Raw genomic sequence first — 16,169 nt, 5'->3', positions numbered from 1 at the left:
GTCGAAAGTCACATTCTAATCCGGCCTGATTTGTGCTTGCATCCGGCCGCATCATCCTGAAAGGGGACCAAAAAAGTGAAGCATTTCCGTCACATCGGGCTCGCGCTGGCCGCGACCTTCGTCGTCAGCCAGGCCGGGGCCCAGGAGCTGACCGGCACGCTGAAGAACATCAAGGACACCGGTGCCATCACGCTGGGCTTCCGCGACTCCTCCATCCCGTTCTCCTATCTGGACGACAACCAGAAGCCGATCGGGTTCGCGATGGACATCTGCTACAAGATCGTCGACGCCGTGAAGAAGGAACTCAAGCTCGACAAGCTCGAGGTCAAGCTCAATCCGGTGACCTCGGCGACCCGCATCCCGCTGATGGCCAACGGCACCATCGACCTCGAATGCGGCTCGACCACCAACAATGCCGACCGCCAGAAGCAGGTCGCCTTCACCAACACCCACTTCCTGACCGCCAGCCGCTACGTGTTCAAGAAGTCGAGCGGCCTGAAGTCGATCGATGATCTCAAGGGCAAGACCGTGGTCTCGACTGCCGGCACCACCAACATCAAGCAGCTCACCGAGGCCAATGTTGCGAAAGGCCTCGGCGCCAACATCATCCCGGCCAAGGATCACGCCGAATCCTTCCTGATGGTCGAGACCGATCGCGCGGTCGCCTTCGTGATGGACGATATCCTGCTCGCGAGCCTGGTTGCCGGCTCGAAGTCGCCCGACGACTACGTCATCTCCAAGGACGCCTTCTCCAAGCCCGAGCCCTACGGCATCATGCTGCGCAAGGACGACGCGCCGTTCAAGAAGGTGGTCGATGCGGCGACCGCTGCGCTCTACACCTCGGGCGAAGGCCAGAAGATCTACGAGAAGTGGTTCACGGCCAAGATCCCGCCGAAGGGGCTCAACCTCAACACCCCGATCTCGGCCGAGCTGAAGAACGAGTTCGCCAAGCCGACGGACTCGCCGAACCCGGACGACTACAAGTAAGCTGAGTTGTTCGCCTCTCCCCGCTTGCGGGGAGAGGAAGCAAATTCCGGCCATTCTGGAGGGAGTGGCCGGACATTTGCATAGACGCTTACGACATCTGTGATTGGCGCGTTCGCGCGAGGGACACGTGAACTACCACTGGAACTGGGGAATTTTCTTCGAGCCGAACCCGATGGGGACCGGCACCTATCTCGACATGCTGTTGTCGGGCCTGGTGCTGACCCTGAAGACGGCGGTGCTCGCCTGGATCATCGCGCTGGTGTTCGGCTCGCTCGTCGGCGTCATGCGCACGCTGCCGTCCAAGGCGGCCTACCGGTTCGGCTTCTGCTGGGTCGAGTTCTTCCGCAACATGCCGCTGCTGGTGCAGCTCTTCCTGTGGTTCTTCGTGCTGCCGGAACTGCTGCCGAAATCCGCCGGCCTGTGGCTGAAGCAACTGCCGAATGCGCCGTTCTGGACGGCCGCGATCGGCATCGGCTTCTTCATGTCGGCGCGCGTCGCGGTGCAATTGCAGGCGGGCATCGGTTCGTTGCCGCGCGGGCAGAAGATGGCGGCGACCGCGCTCGGGCTCACCACCGTGCAGGGCTATCGCTACGTGCTGCTGCCGATGGCGTTCCGCATCATCCTGCCGCCGCTGACCTCCGAGTTCCTCAACACCATCAAGAACACGGCGGTGGCCATCACCATCGGCCTGATCGAGCTGACCGGACAGGCGCGCTCGATGCAGGAATTCTCGTTCCAGGTGTTCGAGGCCTTCACCGCCGCGACCATCCTTTATCTCCTCGTCAACGCCGTCGTCGTGACCGCGATGCGCTTGCTCGAGCGCTATGTCGCGATCCCCGGCTACATCACGGGGAAATAGCGCAATGTTCGGTAATCTCGATTTCGACGTCATCCGCCGCGCGCTGCCCTACCTGTTCTACGAGGGCATGACGTTCACGGTGACCCTGACGGCGCTGGCGGGCCTCGGCGGCCTGATCTTCGGCACCGCGATCGCGTTGATGCGACTGTCGGGCTTCAAGGTGCTCGGCCGCATCGCCGGCGTCTATGTCGACTTCATGCGCTCGCTGCCGTTGGTGCTGGTCATCTTCTGGTTCTACTTCCTGGTGCCCTATATCGGGCAGTGGGTGACCGGCGCGTCGCGGCCGATCAGCGTCGGCGCGTTCGCCTCCTCGCTCATCACCTTCATCATGTTCGAGGCGGCGTACTTCTCCGAGATCATGCGCGCCGGCATCCAGTCGATCTCGCGCGGCCAGCCCGCCGCCGCCAACGCGCTCGGCCTGACCTACGCCCAGACCATGCGCTACGTCGTGCTGCCGCAGGCGTTCCGCAACATGCTGCCGGTGCTGCTGACGCAGACCATCGTGCTGTTCCAGGACACCTCGCTGGTCTACGTGCTCTCGATCCCGGACTTTCTGGGCGCGGCGAGCAAGGTCGCGCAGCGCGACGGCCGCCTGGTCGAGATGTACCTGTTCGCCGCCGTCGTCTACTTCACCATTTCCTGTGTCGCGTCCTTCGGCGTGCGTCGCCTCCAGGCGCGCATCGCCATCATTCGATAGAGCGTGTCGGTCATGATCGAAATCAGCCACGTCAACAAATGGTACACCCCGACCTTCCAGGTGCTGACCGACTGCACCACCACCGTCACCAAGGGCGAGGTCGTCGTGGTCTGCGGTCCCTCGGGTTCGGGCAAGTCGACGCTGATCAAATGCGTCAACGCGCTCGAGCCGTTCCAGGAGGGCGACATCAGCGTCGACGGCACCAAGGTCAACGATCCCAGGACCGACCTGCCGAAGCTTCGCTCGCGCGTCGGCATGGTGTTCCAGCACTTCGAGCTGTTCCCGCATCTCAAGATCATCGAGAACCTCTGCCTTGCCCAGCAGAAGGTGCTGGGACGGCCGTACGACAAGGCGGTGGCGAAAGGCATGCAGCTCCTGGAGCGCGTCGGCCTGAAGGAGCAGGCGCAGAAATTCCCGGCGCAGCTCTCCGGCGGCCAGCAGCAGCGCGTTGCGATCGCGCGCGCGCTCGCGATGGATCCGATCGTCATGCTGTTCGACGAGCCGACCTCGGCGCTCGATCCTGAAATGGTCAGCGAGGTGCTCGACGTCATGGTCGATCTCGCCCGCGAAGGCATGACCATGATGGTCGTCACCCACGAGATGGGCTTTGCCCGCAAGGTCGCCAATCGCGTGATCTTCATGGATCGCGGCGAGATCGTCGAGGACGCGGCGAAGGAGGATTTCTTCGGCAAGCCGCGCAGCGACCGCGCGCAGAAGTTCTTGTCGAAGATTCTGTCGCATTAGCTCCATTGTCATTCCGGGATGGCCCGAAGGGCCAGGCCCGGAATCCATCGGGCGTCGGTCTCCGAGGTAAGATGGATTCCGGGCTCATTCGCTTTGCGAATGCCCCGGAATGACGATCGAGGGTTTATCGGGCTCGCTAAATCTCCTATACCGTGGCCAAATCCCCTTTTCCCGCCAGGAGACCTGCCTTGGACTCGATCGCCTACGTCAACGGCTCATTCGTCCCGCTCTCGGACGCCAAAATCTCGGTTCTCGACCGCGGCTTCCTGTTCGCCGACGGCATCTACGAGGTCTCGGCCGTGCTGGACGGCAAGCTGGTCGACAACGCCTCGCACCTGGCGCGGCTGGAGCGTTCTGTCGGCGAGATCAGCTTGAGGCTGCCGGAGACGGTCGAGCGCATCACCGAGCTGCAGAAGGAGCTGATCGCGCGCAACAAGCTCGGGAGCGGCCTCGTCTATCTCCAGGTTACGCGCGGCGCCGACAAGGGCCGCGACTTCCCGTTCCCCAAGGCTGATGTCAGGTCGAGCCTGGTGATGTTCACCTCGGAAAAGGACATCATCAATGCCGCCTCGGCCAAGACCGGCATCAACGTGATCACCGTGCCCGACATCCGCTGGGAGCGACGTGACATCAAGAGCGTGGCGCTGCTGGCGCAGGTGCTGGCGAAGCAGGCCGCGGCGGAAGCCGGTGCAGGCGAAGCCTGGATGCTGCAGGACGGCTACGTCACCGAGGGCGGTTCATCGTCGGCGTTCATCCTGACGAAGGACGATGTCATCGTCACGCGCAAGAACTCCAACGCGATTCTGCCGGGCTGTACGCGCAAGGCCGTCATCGCGCTTGCGGAAGAACGTCAGCTCCGCGTCGAGGAGCGGACCTTCACGGTCGCCGAGGCGCTCGCTGCCAAGGAAGCTTTCATCACCTCGGCCTCGTCGTTCGTGCAGCCGGTGGTCGCGATTGATGGCAAGACAATCGGCGACGGCAAGCCCGGCCCGATGGCGACACGTCTGCGCGAGATCTACGTGGAATTCGCCAAGGCGACGGCGGTTTAGGGCGTACTCTCGGCTATTGTAGGGTGGGCAAAGGCGCGCTAGCGCCGTGCCCACCGACTCTCAGCGATTGGGATAGGGAGTGGTGGGCACGCTCCGCTTTGCCCACCCTACGAGACTTGTGCCCGAGGCGGCGCCGCAGCATCACGCCACCGACGCCTTCACCTTCACCGGATGGACCGCGCGGAACGAGATCGCGATCCTGTTCCACGCGTTGATGGTGCCGATCAGCGTGGTGAGGTTGACCGTCTCCTGCTCCGAGAACTGCGCGCGGACCTGCTCGTAGATGTCGTCGGGGGCGTGCGTCTCGGAGATCAGCGTCACCGCTTCGGTCCAGGCCAAGGCGGCGCGCTCGCGATCGGTGTAGAGCGGAGATTCGCGCCAGGCATTGAGAAGATAGAGCCGCTGTTCGGTCTCGCCGCGCTTGCGGGCGTCCTCGGTGTGCATGTTGATGCAGAAGGCGCAACCGTTGATCTGCGACGCCCGTGTCTTGACCAGTTCGATCAGGGATTGCTCCAGGCCGCTGGCCTTGATCTGATCGTCCACCGCGATCAGGGCTTTGAGCGTGTCGGGCGCGGCCTGATAGTAGTTCATGCGGGGCTTCATGGTCGTTCTCCTTTTGCTGGGGTGACGTCAGTGGGCTCCACCGGCCGAGGTCTGGCCGGGCTTCTTCAGGAAGAGGACGGCGATCAGGGCCACGATCAGCGCCATGCCGAGCAGGTAGAAGGTGTCGCTGAAGGCCAGGATATAGGCCTGCTTCTGCACGATATGGCCGATTGCGACATAGGCACGATGCGACGCATCCGCACGATCGGGGATGCCGTGATTGACGAAATATTGAGTGAGCTGTTCCAGCCGCGTGCGGGTGGCCTGCTCGAACATCGAGACCGACTGCATCAGAACGTTGGAGTGATACTGCTCGCGCTTGGTCAGCACGGTCTGGAGCAGCGCAATGCCGATGGCGCCGCCGAGGTTGCGCATCATGTTGAATAGGCCCGATGCGGAGCCGGCATTCTCCGGCTCGATTCCGGCCGTGGCGACGGCCGAGAGCGGCGCGAACACGAACGCCTGTCCGACGGCGCGAACGACGTTGGGCCAGAACAGCTGATCGGTGGCGTAGTCATTCGTCATATAGATGTTCATGAAATTGGAGGCCGCAAACAGCGCAAAGCCGACGCTGATGATGATCCGGGCGTCGAAGCGTTGCATCAGCCGCGGCACCAGAGGGATCAGCAACAGCTGCGGCAAGCCGGTCCAAGCCAGAACCATGCCGATCTGTTCGGCATTGTAGCCCTGGATGCGCGACAGATAGACCGGCATGATGAACGCCGAACCGTACAGCGCGATACCGAGCAGGAAGTTGGCGAGGATGCCGAAGCCGAAATTGCGGCGAACCAGCAGACGCAGGTTCAACAGCGGCTTCTTCGCAGTCAGCTCGATCACGAGGAAAGCGGTCAACGCAATGACGGCGATAATGGACAGTTTGACGATGAAGGGCGAGCCGAACCAGTCGTCCTTGTTGCCTTCTTCCAGCACGGTCTGCAGCGCGGAGAGGCCGATCGCCATGGTGACGATACCCGGCCAGTCGCCCTCGCGCAGCAGCGACAGCTTCATCGGCTTCGCTTCCAGCGAGAACCACAGCATCGCGATCATCAGCGTGCCGGGAACCAGGTTGACGTAGAAGATGTACTCCCAGCCCAAATTCTCGGTGAGATAGCCGCCGATGGTCGGGCCGATCGCGGGTGCGAATGTCGCAGAGATCGCAAACAGCGCAAGTCCGATCGGCTGTTTCGCCTTCGGCAACAGCGTGATGATCAGTGTGAACGCCATCGGGATCAGCACGCCGCCGCTAAAGCCCTGCACGGCGCGAAGGACGATCATTTGCGGCAGGTCCTGCGCCAGCGCGCAGGCCGCCGAGAACACCAGAAACAGGATCGCGTTGGTGAGGAGGTAGATGCGGATCGAGAACACCTGGGCGAGCCAGCCCGACAGCGGGATCACCACGATCTCCGCGATCAGATAGGAGGTCGAGATCCAGCCGCCGTCGTCGATGCCGGCGCCGATCGCGCCCTGGATGTCGGCGAGCGAGGCGTTGACGATCTGGATGTTCAGCACCGCCATGAAGGCGCCGAGCGTCGCGCCGATCACCGCGATCCAGGTCTTGGCCGACACGGCCGGAATCGTGGGAGCCGCGGCCGGCGCGGGGAAGTTGGCGGCGGAGGCGGCGTTGACGGTCGGTTGGAGCGTGCTCATGGAAGCCTCGTCTCGGTTACGGAGACAGGATGCGCTGGGCGGATGGTTTCGATAATCGCGGAAGTCCTGGAAGGATCGTCCGGCGGGACTTGATAATCCCGCCGGTTTTGCAGCCTCACCCGCCGCTCGGATGGACCGTGTTGTCAGCGAGGCGCTTTGCCGTCTCGCGCTCAGCCAGCACAGCGGCCTTGGTGTCGACGGTCGGCACCGCCGACATGCCGGGCCGCAGCAGGCCGGTGAGGCTGTGATCGTCGAGCACGATCTTCACCGGGACGCGCTGCACGATCTTGGTGAAATTGCCGGTGGCGTTATCGGGCGGCAGCAGCGCGAATTCGAGCCCGCTGGCCGGCGATAGGCTGTCGACGTGACCGCGCAGGGTCTGGCTGCGGAAGCTGTCGACGCGCAGCTCGACCGGCTGGCCGGCGCGGACATGGGTGAGCTGCGTCTCCTTGAAGTTCGCGACCACATAGACCGCATCGAGCGGCACCACCGCCATCAACTGCGTGCCGGCCTGCACGTACTGGCCGACGCGCAAGCTACGGGCGCCGACCGTGCCGTCCACCGGTGCGGTGATCTCGGTATAGGACAGGTTCAACGCCGCCTGCTGCGCGACCGCGCGGGCACGTTCGAGCTGGGCCGTGGCCTGGGCGCGCTGGGTGGTGAGCACGTCGACCCTGCGCTGTGCGGCCTGAAGGCCTGATTTGGCGTGCTGCAATTGCGCGTTGCTGGCGCGCAGTGCGGCATCGGTCTGCTGCGCGCGCTGGATGGTGCCGGAGCCCGACTTCATCAGGTCGTCGTAGCGGGCGCGTTCCTCCTGGGCGAATTTCAGATTGGCGTCCGCAGCCGTGACATCGGCCGTGCTCTGCTCGATGATCGGCTGCTGCAGCTCGAGCTGGGCATCGAGGTTGCGGACGGAGGCCTCCGCGGCGGCGACATCGGCGCGGGCCTGATCGAGCGCCGCTCTGAAGTCGCGATCGTCGATCCTGGCCAGCACCTGGCCGGCCTTGACCTTTTCGTTGTCGCCGACCAGGACCTTCGCGATGTAGCCGGAAACCTTCGGCGCGACGATCGTGGAGTCCGCCTTGACATAGGCGTCGTCGGTCGTCTCGAGATAGCGTCCGTTGGTCCAGTAGTCGTGTCCGTAATAGACGACCGCCGCCGTGCCCGCGAGGAGCGCGAGCACCAAGGCCGCGCGCCGGAGCTTGTCACGGATCGGCACACGCAGCGGCACCTTGGAATAATCCTGAGTAATTTCAGTTGCTTGCTGGAAGTTTTCAGCGCGGGGCAGCTCGGACATGACGGTCTCCTATCGGCTGGAAGGGACTATCGGTCTTTCCAGCTCGAGCGATAATCGGCGAAATGCTGAAAGGATTATCCACTCGGGGTGGATAGTCCGGGGTTCGCCCTGGTGTGTGGTCTACCGAACCAGACGTGCGTTAGATAATCGGGGCGAAAACCTTGAGATTATCGATCAAGAGCGGATAATCAGGTGGCATGGACCGATTGACCAGCCTCGAAGTCTTCAGCCGGGTGGTCGAGACCGGCGGCTTCTCCGCAGCAGCCCGCAAGCTCAACATGTCGACCACCATGGTGAGCAATCACGTCCAGGCGCTGGAAGACCGGCTCGGCGTGAGGCTGCTTCAGCGCACCACGCGCAGGGTCAACCTCACCGAGATCGGCAAGGCCTATTACGACCGCTGCGTCCAGATCCTCGCCGATATCGAACAGGCCGACGATATCGCGAGCGAATTGCAGTCGGTGCCCCGCGGCACGTTGCGCGTCCACGTCGCCACGCACATGGTCCCGTTCGTCGCGCCGGTTGTGGCGAAACTCCTGTCGGCCTATCCGGAGCTCAAGATCGATCTGCGCATGGGCGAGGCCGATGTCGATCTCATCGAGGAAGGCTACGACGTTGCCCTGCGCATGACGCCGCCGCCGGATTCGAGCCTGATCGTGCGGAGCCTCGCCACCTGGCGTCACGTGCTGTGCTGTTCCCACGAATATATCGAGAAGCACGGCCGGGTGCAGAAGCTCGACGAGCTCACTGCGCATAATTGCGGCCGTCACCTGAACTATCCGTTTGGCGATGAATGGCGCTTCCTCGATCGCAAGGGCACGCCGGCATCGGTACGGATATCCGGCAGCTTCGTCACCAACAGCGGAGAAGCGCTACGGAAGGTCGCGCTGGGGGGCGCTGCCGTCTGCCTGATGGCGGGGTTTCTCATTCAGGACGACCTCGAAGCCGGTCACCTCGTGCGCCTGTTGCCGGAATATCGGACGGTCGAGCTGTCCATGAACGCGGTCTATCCGCATCGCCATCATCTGTCGGCGAAGGTGAGAACCTTCATCGACATGCTGGTGGCGCACAGCGCCGAGCAGCAGAAGCTGATCAATCCGTATTCATGACCGGTGCGGCGGCGGCAGCCGCCCGAACACGCCGTCAAGCGCGATGCCGATCGCGAGCAAGCGGCGATCGCTGCCTGCCGGGCCGTCGAGCTCAAGGCCAATCGGCAATGTGCTCGTCGGGTCGAGCGCGATCGGAATCTGGACACCGGGAATGCCGGCATTGCTGCCGGGATCGGTGTTTCACGTCAACCGTGGGCGCGCATTTCTGCCGGCGATGCGGCGATCACATCGGCGAGACGCCGTTCGACCTCCGGCTTCACCTTCGCGACCGCGATGTCCTTGACTGGGCCGAAGCCACGGATCTCCATCGGAGCCTTGGCGATCACAATGAAATCGGGCAGGCGCGCCGCGTCGAGTTCGTGCAGCATCCGTTCGATCACGCCCTCATACCAGGAGATCAGCTCCCGCTCGGTGCGCCGCTCGGCGGTGCAACCGAACGGATCGAGCGGCGTCCCGCGCAACCCCTTCAACCGCGCGAGCAGGGCAAGCGGCGTCTGGATCCACTGGCCGAAGGCGCGCTTGCGCGGACGGCCACGGGCGTCGCGTTCGGACGGCAGGAACGGCGGCGCAAGGTGATACTGGACGCTAAAACCGTCCTCGAACTCGCGCTTCAGTTCGTCGAGGAAGCCGGTCTGCATGTGCAGGCGCGCCACCTCGTACTCGTCCTTGTAGGCCATCAGCTTGAACAGCGCGCGTGCGACGGCCTCGGTCATCGCCCCGCTGCTCAGCGCAGCTTCGGCGTTGCGAACCTTATCGACGATCGTCCGGTAGCGTGCCGCATAGGCCGCGTTCTGATAGGCGGTGAGGAAATCGGCGCGGCGGGCGATGAGCTGGTCGAGCGTCTCGGCTTTGGGCGTATCGTCCGCCTTCGGCAAGAAGTCCGGATCGGCGGCGGCGATCCGGCCCCAGGCAAAGGCCTGCTTGTTGCGCTCGACCGCGATGCCGTTGAGCTCGATCGCGCGCAGCAGCGCCTGCAGCGAGACGGGGATCAGTCCGCGCTGCCAGGCAAAGCCCAGCATGATGACGTTGGCATAGACGGCATCGCCCAGCAGCCGTTCGGCCAGCGCGTTGGCGTTGATGGTGTCGAGATTGTCGTTGCCGACGACCTGCCGGATCGCGCGCAGGCGGGCGGGCGAGGCGAGATCGGCATCGCGGAAGCGAACGACGTCGCCGGTCGGCATCTCCGCCGTGTTGACAGCGGCGCGCGTACCGCGACGATAGGTGCCGGACGCCTTCGGCGCGGAGCTGACGACGAGGTCGCAGCCGATCAGCGCATCGGCCGCGCCCTGGTCGATGCGGACCTGGTGCAACGCTTCGGGCGAGGCGGCGAGGCGGATAAAGCTCAGCACCGGGCCAAACTTCTGCGCAAAGCCGGTGAAGTCGAGGACCGAGACGCCGCTCCGTTCGAGATGCGCCGCCATGCCGATCAGCGCGCCGACGGTGATCACGCCGGTGCCGCCGACGCCTGTTACCAGCAGGTCGTAGGGACGGTCGAGCGTGGCGGGAGCGGGCAGGGGAAGCGTCGCCGCGCGGCCGACTGCGCCGATCTCGCTCGCGCTCTTCTTCCGGCGCGTCGCGCCTTCGACAGTCACGAAACTGGGGCAGAAGCCGTTGAGGCAGGAAAAATCCTTGTTGCAGGCCGATAGGTTGATTTGCCGCTTGCGGCCGAACGACGTCTCTTTCGGCTCGACGCTGAGGCAGTTGGATTCGACCGAGCAGTCGCCGCAGCCTTCGCAGACGAGGTCGTTGATATAGGCAAAACGCTTGGGGTCGGCCATCTGCCCGCGCTTGCGGCGGCGCCGCTTCTCGGTGGCGCAGGTCTGCTGGTAGATCAGGACAGAGACGCCGGAGACCTCGCGCAGCTCGCGCTGCACGGGGTCCATTTCCTCGCGCGGATGGATGGTGACGCCGATGGGCAGGTCCGCCGGCGAAAACTGCGCGGGATCGTCCGACACCAGCGCGATGCGCGCCACGCCTTCAGCACGGACGCTATGCGCGATGGCATGGACACTGATGGGGCCGTCGACCGGCTGGCCGCCGGTCATGGCGACGGCGTCGTTGAACAGGATCTTGTAGGTGATATTGGCCTTGGCGGCGATCGCCTGCCGGATCGCCATCGAGCCGGAGTGATAGTAGGTGCCTTCGCCGAGATTCTGGAAGATGTGCCTGTTGCCGGTGAATCTCGACGACGCCGCCCAGTTCACGCCCTCGCCGCCCATCTGGATCAGCGACGACGTCTCGCGGTCCATCCAGCTCGCCATGAAGTGGCAGCCGATGCCGGCCAGCGCCTTCGAGCCCTCAGGCACCTTTGTCGACGTGTTGTGTGGGCAGCCCGAGCAGAAATAAGGCGTACGTGTCGCACCGCTGACGTTGATCGTGCGGGCGGCTTCAGGCATCAAGGCGGCCGCGCGTGCGGCGAGATTGAGGCCCGGAAACATCGGATCGAGCCGGCGGGCGAGCACGCCAGCCAGCGCACGCGGCGACAATTCGCCGATCCAGGAGATCAGCCGCGCCCCTCGCTCGTCATGCTTGCCGACCATGCGCTCGGGCTTGGTGCCGGGATAGTCGTAGAAATACTCCTTGAACTGGCTCTCGATGATGCCGCGCTTTTCCTCGACAACGAGGATCTCGCGCTTGCCCTTCACGAAGTCCATCGCGTCATGTAGCGCCAACGGCCAGACCATGCCGACCTTGTAGACGTCGATGCCGATGCTGCGGCAGGCCGCCTCATCGAGGCCCATCAGCCGCAGCGCTTCCATCAGGTCGAGATGCGCCTTGCCTGTGGTCACGATGCCGTAGGTGGCGTTCGGAATGTCGTAGATGTGGCGGTCGATCGGATTGGCCTTTGCGAAGGCATAGACGGCGTGTTTCTTCGCCTCCAGCCGCTCCTCGATCTGCGGTCCCGGCAGGTCCGGCCAGCGATAGTGCAGGCCGCCCGGCGGCGGCGTGAAGTCGGGCGTGCGGAAGGCGCGCGGCGGGCGCAGCGCGACGGATGCGCCTGACTCCACGATCTCCGAGATCGCCTTGAAGCCGACCCACATGCCGGAGAAGCGGCTCAGCGCGTAGCCATATTCGCCGAACGCCAGATATTCGCCGACATCGGCTGGATGCAACGTCGGCATGAACCAGCTCATGAAGGCGACGTCGGACTGGTGCGGCATCGAGGAGGAGACGCAGCCATGGTCGTCGCCGGCGACCACCAGCACGCCGCCATGAGGCGAGGAGCCATAGGCATTGCCGTGCTTGAGCGCATCGCCGGAGCGGTCGACGCCGGGGCCCTTGCCGTACCAGAGCCCGAACACGCCATCGACCTCGCGCTCCGCTTGCGTCTCGACTTGTTGCGAGCCGAGCACGGCGGTTGCCGCGAGGTCCTCGTTCACGGCCGGAAGGAATTCGATGCGGTCCCGCTTGAGGCGCTCCTGGATGCGCCACAGCTCGAGATCGATGCCGCCGAGCGGCGAGCCGCGATAGCCGGAGATGAAGCCGGCGGTGTTGAGACCGCGCATACGGTCGCGCTTCGCCTGGTCGAGTGCGATGCGGACGATGGCCTGCGTACCCGTGAGGAAGACGCGGCCGTCCTCGCGGTCGTAGCGGTCGGAGAGCTCGTAAGCGTCGAGTGACGGAATGGCGTCCATGGTGGACCTCGCGCGGCATCCTGCCTGAAGCTGGAAGATTATGCCTGGGAGGCTGGTAGGTCTTACCTATTTGTCCCGCATAGATCAAAATTTCGGTAGAATTTTGCGCAAGGCAATCAAATTTGGTAGATGTTCTCGGCCCGGGGAGGCCTCCATGATCGAAGAACAGGACACGCGAATACTCGCCCACCTTCAGAAGGATGGTCGCGCCACCAATCAGCAGCTCGCCGACGAGATCGGCATGTCCACTTCCGCCTGCTGGCGCAGGGTGCGCGCGCTGGAGGAGAGCGGCGTCATCCAAGGCTATGCGGCGCTGGTCGCGCGCGAGCAGGCGGGATTTACGATGTCGGCCATCCTCCACGTCTCGCTGGAGCGGCACGATGCGAAGTTCGTCGACGAATTCGTGGCCAGGGTCACGACGCGCCGCGAGGTGCTGGAATGTTTCGCGACCACGGGCGACGCCGATTATCATTTGCGTGTCGTCGTGCAGGACATGGCGGCCTATAACAGATTCCTCGACGAGTTCATGTTCCGCATTCCCGGCATCCGCTACGTCCGCAGCAATGTGGTGCTGAAGGAGATCAAGACCGGCGTGGCGCTGCCGTTCTGAGACAACGCGGGGACTCATACCGTCTCCACCCGGCTGCGACGGCGCAGTTGGCGCAGCGACAGTGCATGCAGCAGGATCGAGCTTGGCACGACGAAGGCCGGGGTCAGCACGTTCGGAAAGGTATCAATGGCCATGCTCGGGCCATCCGGAACGATGAGCTGGAACGGGCCAGGCGACATCGCCATTCCCAGGGCGATCGCGACGGCGAAGTCTGCGAGGCCGAAGATATTCCAGAAGATCGCTCCTTTCCGCTCCTCGGCCGTCCCGGCCGCCAAGGCGATCGCCACCGGCACCGCGAACAGTCCGGTCAGCACGTCGCCGGCTCCTGCCGGCAATGCCCAGACGCCCGGCAGCACCCCGCGCAGCCAGTAAGCGAGCCACTGACTGCCAAAGATGCGATAGACCTGAAGGGCGATGAGCCACGTCGTCGGCATTGCATCGAGCAATTGCCCGACCCGCTTCGATAGCATCAGCACAGGAGTGCCGACGATCACTGGCAGCAGGATCGCCGCGGGAAGCAGCGGCAAGGAGGAGGCACCCGTGCGGAATGCACCATTGATGGATGCCGTCCAGGCGAGGGCAGCCCAAAGCGTGAAGGGGACCATGACGACCAGCCAGGTCGCCCGGCGTTGCTCTGGCGTCAACGCGGTGTTTTCGAGCCCGAGCCACAGGCCGAGCGCAATGAGCCCATGGGCCAGCAGCCGAACGCAGAGGACCGGAAAGCCGCTCTGCGGAAGTGCGGGGAGCGAGTAGATCAGCCAGGTCCACAGGATCGTGAATAGAACGGTCCACATCAAGCCGAGCCGGATGGCAGGCTGGGCCGGGGCGGCAACGGAAGCAGCATCGCTGTTCATCGGCGTTCCCTAAAGAGAGGTCGGCTGCGGTGGACGCACGAGATCGCGGCCAGCGGCCATGTCGGGCCGTTTTTTCTTCCGATCCGGACCTCACCAGAATCATGAAGATGAGAACATGGCTGACGAGCAGCAGCGGCACGTAGAGGGCTGGAATATAAATGCCGGCGCCGAAGAGGCCGGGATCCTGGATTTTCGTCACGCCCATGTAGTAGGCATTCAGGAGATCCAGCGTGCCCCAGACGTTGAACGCCCAGACCACCGGAATTGCGATCGACCATCGCCAGGAGAGTGCTGCGATTGACGCGAGCGCGAGAGTGGCGGCAATAAGGTCCCCCCATCCGACCTCGGCGGCGAAATTCGGGCTCAACTCCGCGGATACGAATCCCGCCACCATGAAATTCATGCCGAAGAACCTGAATGCGTTGAAGGCCGCGAGCAGTCTCAGGGCCTCATAGCGCGGCATGGCGCGCAGTGCCGGCCAGACGTAGATCGAAGCCACCACCGCGCTTGTCAGGAAAGCGCCGGCGACGCTGAGCACGAAGGGAAGGTTGAAGCTTTGCGGCACGTTCGGATTTCCTTGTGGTGGCCTGTCCGGCCAGTGTGGTCGAAGCCGGTGGGTTCGGCGTCGGCGGACGCTCAGGGCTTGGCCATCAGCAGACCGAGCGGCATCAGCGGACCGACTGCGATGTAGTCGTGGTCCATGAGTTCCCGCCGCGCGAGCGGCAGGCCCTCCATGATCGCGTGTCCCTCGGCGACATCCCTGACATTCAACAGGAATACGGCGCCGCGCCCGTCGGATCGCGAATACCATTCGCGAACCGTTCCGTTGAGATAGAGCTGCACGGTCTGCCTGATTTCATCGGGCATGACGGCCATGATCTGATCTCGGGTGACGCCCGCCTTGACGGTCAGGATGACCATGACCCCCGTTGTCGGCGACGCGGTCTGTGATTGGGCAAGTGGAGGATCGGCCATGGAGGTTGCGCCTGTGAGTATGAGGGTGACTGCCAAGACGACGTTCAAGACGACGTTGCGGATTGTCTTCATCGATTTCATGTCTCCGATCGCGGCGGTTGCGGCGACGGCACGGCTCATTTGCAATTCGGATGTAAGGCCGCTTCCCGCGAGTTACTATTCGCGATAATGTTGACGGGCTATGAAGCAGAACTTCACAGTCAGGCACGGTGCACTGGACGGCGTGGAGGCGTTCCTAAGTGTCGCCCAACATCGCAGTTTCCGCCGAGCGGCCGCTGAACTCGGGGTCACGCCCTCGGCCATCAGTCAGGCGATACGCGCGCTCGAGGCGCGCGTCGGCGCCGCGCTCTTCATCCGCACGACCCGCAGCGTCGGTTTGACCGAAGCCGGCGAAAGATTCCTTGCGCGCGCCAGGCCTGCCTTCGAGGAGCTCGTCGCCGCCAGCGGGGCGGCGCGCGAGCTCGGACAGCGACCGGCCGGGCTCCTGCGTCTCACCGTACCGCGCTCCGTCGTGCCGATCCTGCTGGAGCCGCTGATCGCGTCGTTCTGTCGGGCATTTCCCGAGATCGAGGTGGAGCTTGCCGCAAGCGAAGAACTGGTCGACCTCGCAGCCGAAGGTTTTGACGCCGGCATCAGGTTGGGCCAGTTCATCGCCCCCGACATGGTCGCGGTGCGCCTGACCAATCCGCTACCGCTCATTATCCTCGGCAGCCCGGCTTACCTTGCCCGCCGCGGTCGGCCCGAGCGGCCAGACGATCTGCGCGAGCACGCGTGCTTGAGATTGCGACGATCGAACGGTGCGCTTGCGTCGTGGTCGCTCGACGACAACGGCCGTTCGATCGAGATTGTGGTTGCGGGACCTTTCATCGCGAACGACTTTCCGACGATGCTCGGAGCCGCCGTCGAAGGTGTGGGTCTTGCGCAAGTGCCCGCACCGCTGGCCACCGGTGCCATGGCGGCGGGAAAGCTCGTTCCCGTCCTGGAGCAATTCGCGCCGATGACGCCGGGCGTGTTCCTGTACTATCCCGGTCACCGACAAATCATGCCGAAGTTGCGGGCCTTTATCGATCATGTGAAGGGCCGCTCAGGCGGCACGAGCTGAT

General features: G+C 64.0%; 15 protein-coding genes and 1 pseudogene. 9 read left to right on the top strand and 7 right to left on the bottom strand.

The features are described from left to right. The first annotated feature begins 75 nt into the window (after positions 1 to 75). The 5 genes from ACFLEY_RS38785 (at position 76) to ACFLEY_RS38765 (ending at position 4,336) form a co-directional block, all read left to right on the top strand. The gene (locus ACFLEY_RS38785) at positions 76 to 987 is read left to right on the top strand and encodes an amino acid ABC transporter substrate-binding protein (protein WP_011090327.1); all 912 of its coding nucleotides are present in this window, start codon (positions 76 to 78) and stop codon (positions 985 to 987) included. 127 nt (positions 988 to 1,114) lie between these two features. Then, entirely contained in the window at positions 1,115 to 1,846 is a 732-nt protein-coding gene (locus tag ACFLEY_RS38780) for an amino acid ABC transporter permease (RefSeq protein ID WP_060912720.1), read from the top strand. A 4-nt stretch (positions 1,847 to 1,850) separates the two neighbouring features. Then, on the top strand, positions 1,851 to 2,543 hold the full coding sequence (locus ACFLEY_RS38775) for an amino acid ABC transporter permease (RefSeq protein ID WP_011090325.1): 693 nt from the start codon (positions 1,851 to 1,853) through the stop codon (positions 2,541 to 2,543). A gap of 12 nt (positions 2,544 to 2,555) precedes the next feature. Beyond that, complete coding sequence (locus ACFLEY_RS38770; protein WP_211433800.1) at positions 2,556 to 3,287, top strand: amino acid ABC transporter ATP-binding protein; 732 nt, start codon at positions 2,556 to 2,558, stop codon at positions 3,285 to 3,287. A 188-nt stretch (positions 3,288 to 3,475) separates the two neighbouring features. After that, positions 3,476 to 4,336 (top strand): D-amino-acid transaminase, encoded by an 861-nt coding sequence (locus ACFLEY_RS38765; RefSeq protein ID WP_060909028.1) that lies wholly within the window; start codon positions 3,476 to 3,478, stop codon positions 4,334 to 4,336. 141 nt (positions 4,337 to 4,477) lie between these two features. Here ACFLEY_RS38765 and ACFLEY_RS38760 read toward each other — a convergent pair whose 3' ends face one another. The 3 genes from ACFLEY_RS38760 to ACFLEY_RS38750 form a co-directional block, all read right to left on the bottom strand. Beyond that, entirely contained in the window at positions 4,478 to 4,939 is a 462-nt protein-coding gene (locus ACFLEY_RS38760) for a carboxymuconolactone decarboxylase family protein (protein ID WP_011090322.1), read from the bottom strand. Between the two features lie 27 nt (positions 4,940 to 4,966). After that, entirely contained in the window at positions 4,967 to 6,586 is a 1,620-nt protein-coding gene (locus ACFLEY_RS38755) for an MDR family MFS transporter (protein ID WP_060909027.1), read from the bottom strand. A 115-nt stretch (positions 6,587 to 6,701) separates the two neighbouring features. Next, a complete protein-coding gene (locus ACFLEY_RS38750) occupies positions 6,702 to 7,883 on the bottom strand; it encodes an HlyD family secretion protein (protein ID WP_211433799.1) in 1,182 nt (393 codons plus the stop codon). A 197-nt stretch (positions 7,884 to 8,080) separates the two neighbouring features. Here ACFLEY_RS38750 and ACFLEY_RS38745 point away from each other — a divergent pair, with 197 nt between their 5' ends. Continuing rightward, positions 8,081 to 8,992 (top strand): LysR family transcriptional regulator, encoded by a 912-nt coding sequence (locus tag ACFLEY_RS38745; RefSeq protein WP_060909025.1) that lies wholly within the window; start codon positions 8,081 to 8,083, stop codon positions 8,990 to 8,992. On the opposite strand, the pseudogene ACFLEY_RS38740 reads toward ACFLEY_RS38745, so the two are convergent. Together ACFLEY_RS38740 and ACFLEY_RS38735 are read right to left on the bottom strand one after the other, a co-directional pair. After that, positions 8,987 to 9,172: pseudogene (locus tag ACFLEY_RS38740) on the bottom strand (amidase); the annotation flags it as partial. The gene ACFLEY_RS38745 and the pseudogene ACFLEY_RS38740 overlap by 6 nt on opposite strands. A gap of 5 nt (positions 9,173 to 9,177) precedes the next feature. Next, entirely contained in the window at positions 9,178 to 12,627 is a 3,450-nt protein-coding gene (locus ACFLEY_RS38735; protein WP_060909024.1) for an indolepyruvate ferredoxin oxidoreductase family protein, read from the bottom strand. A gap of 154 nt (positions 12,628 to 12,781) precedes the next feature. Between ACFLEY_RS38735 and ACFLEY_RS38730 the strand changes: the two genes are divergently transcribed. Beyond that, positions 12,782 to 13,237 (top strand): Lrp/AsnC family transcriptional regulator, encoded by a 456-nt coding sequence (locus tag ACFLEY_RS38730; RefSeq protein WP_011090317.1) that lies wholly within the window; start codon positions 12,782 to 12,784, stop codon positions 13,235 to 13,237. A gap of 14 nt (positions 13,238 to 13,251) precedes the next feature. Here ACFLEY_RS38730 and ACFLEY_RS38725 read toward each other — a convergent pair whose 3' ends face one another. Continuing rightward, positions 13,252 to 14,091: a hypothetical protein gene (locus tag ACFLEY_RS38725; RefSeq protein ID WP_060909023.1), complete on the bottom strand. Its 840-nt coding sequence runs from the start codon at positions 14,089 to 14,091 to the stop codon at positions 13,252 to 13,254. Between the two features lie 230 nt (positions 14,092 to 14,321). Here ACFLEY_RS38725 and ACFLEY_RS38720 point away from each other — a divergent pair, with 230 nt between their 5' ends. After that, on the top strand, positions 14,322 to 14,546 hold the full coding sequence (locus ACFLEY_RS38720; RefSeq protein ID WP_060909022.1) for a hypothetical protein: 225 nt from the start codon (positions 14,322 to 14,324) through the stop codon (positions 14,544 to 14,546). Between the two features lie 181 nt (positions 14,547 to 14,727). Here the strand turns inward: ACFLEY_RS38720 and ACFLEY_RS38715 are convergent, their stop codons facing one another. Further along, positions 14,728 to 15,186: a hypothetical protein gene (locus tag ACFLEY_RS38715; RefSeq protein WP_082755512.1), complete on the bottom strand. Its 459-nt coding sequence runs from the start codon at positions 15,184 to 15,186 to the stop codon at positions 14,728 to 14,730. A gap of 61 nt (positions 15,187 to 15,247) precedes the next feature. Between ACFLEY_RS38715 and ACFLEY_RS38710 the strand changes: the two genes are divergently transcribed. Then, the gene (locus tag ACFLEY_RS38710) at positions 15,248 to 16,168 is read left to right on the top strand and encodes a LysR family transcriptional regulator (RefSeq protein ID WP_028173915.1); all 921 of its coding nucleotides are present in this window, start codon (positions 15,248 to 15,250) and stop codon (positions 16,166 to 16,168) included. Position 16,169 lies beyond the last annotated feature (1 nt).

The sequence above is a fragment of the Bradyrhizobium sp. YCK136 genome (assembly GCF_044570075.1).
In the GTDB taxonomy this organism is placed as follows: Bacteria; Pseudomonadota; Alphaproteobacteria; order Rhizobiales; family Xanthobacteraceae; genus Bradyrhizobium; species Bradyrhizobium diazoefficiens.
The sequence above is the reverse complement of the archived record's forward strand: the minus strand, read 5'-3'. Positions and strand labels throughout refer to the sequence as shown.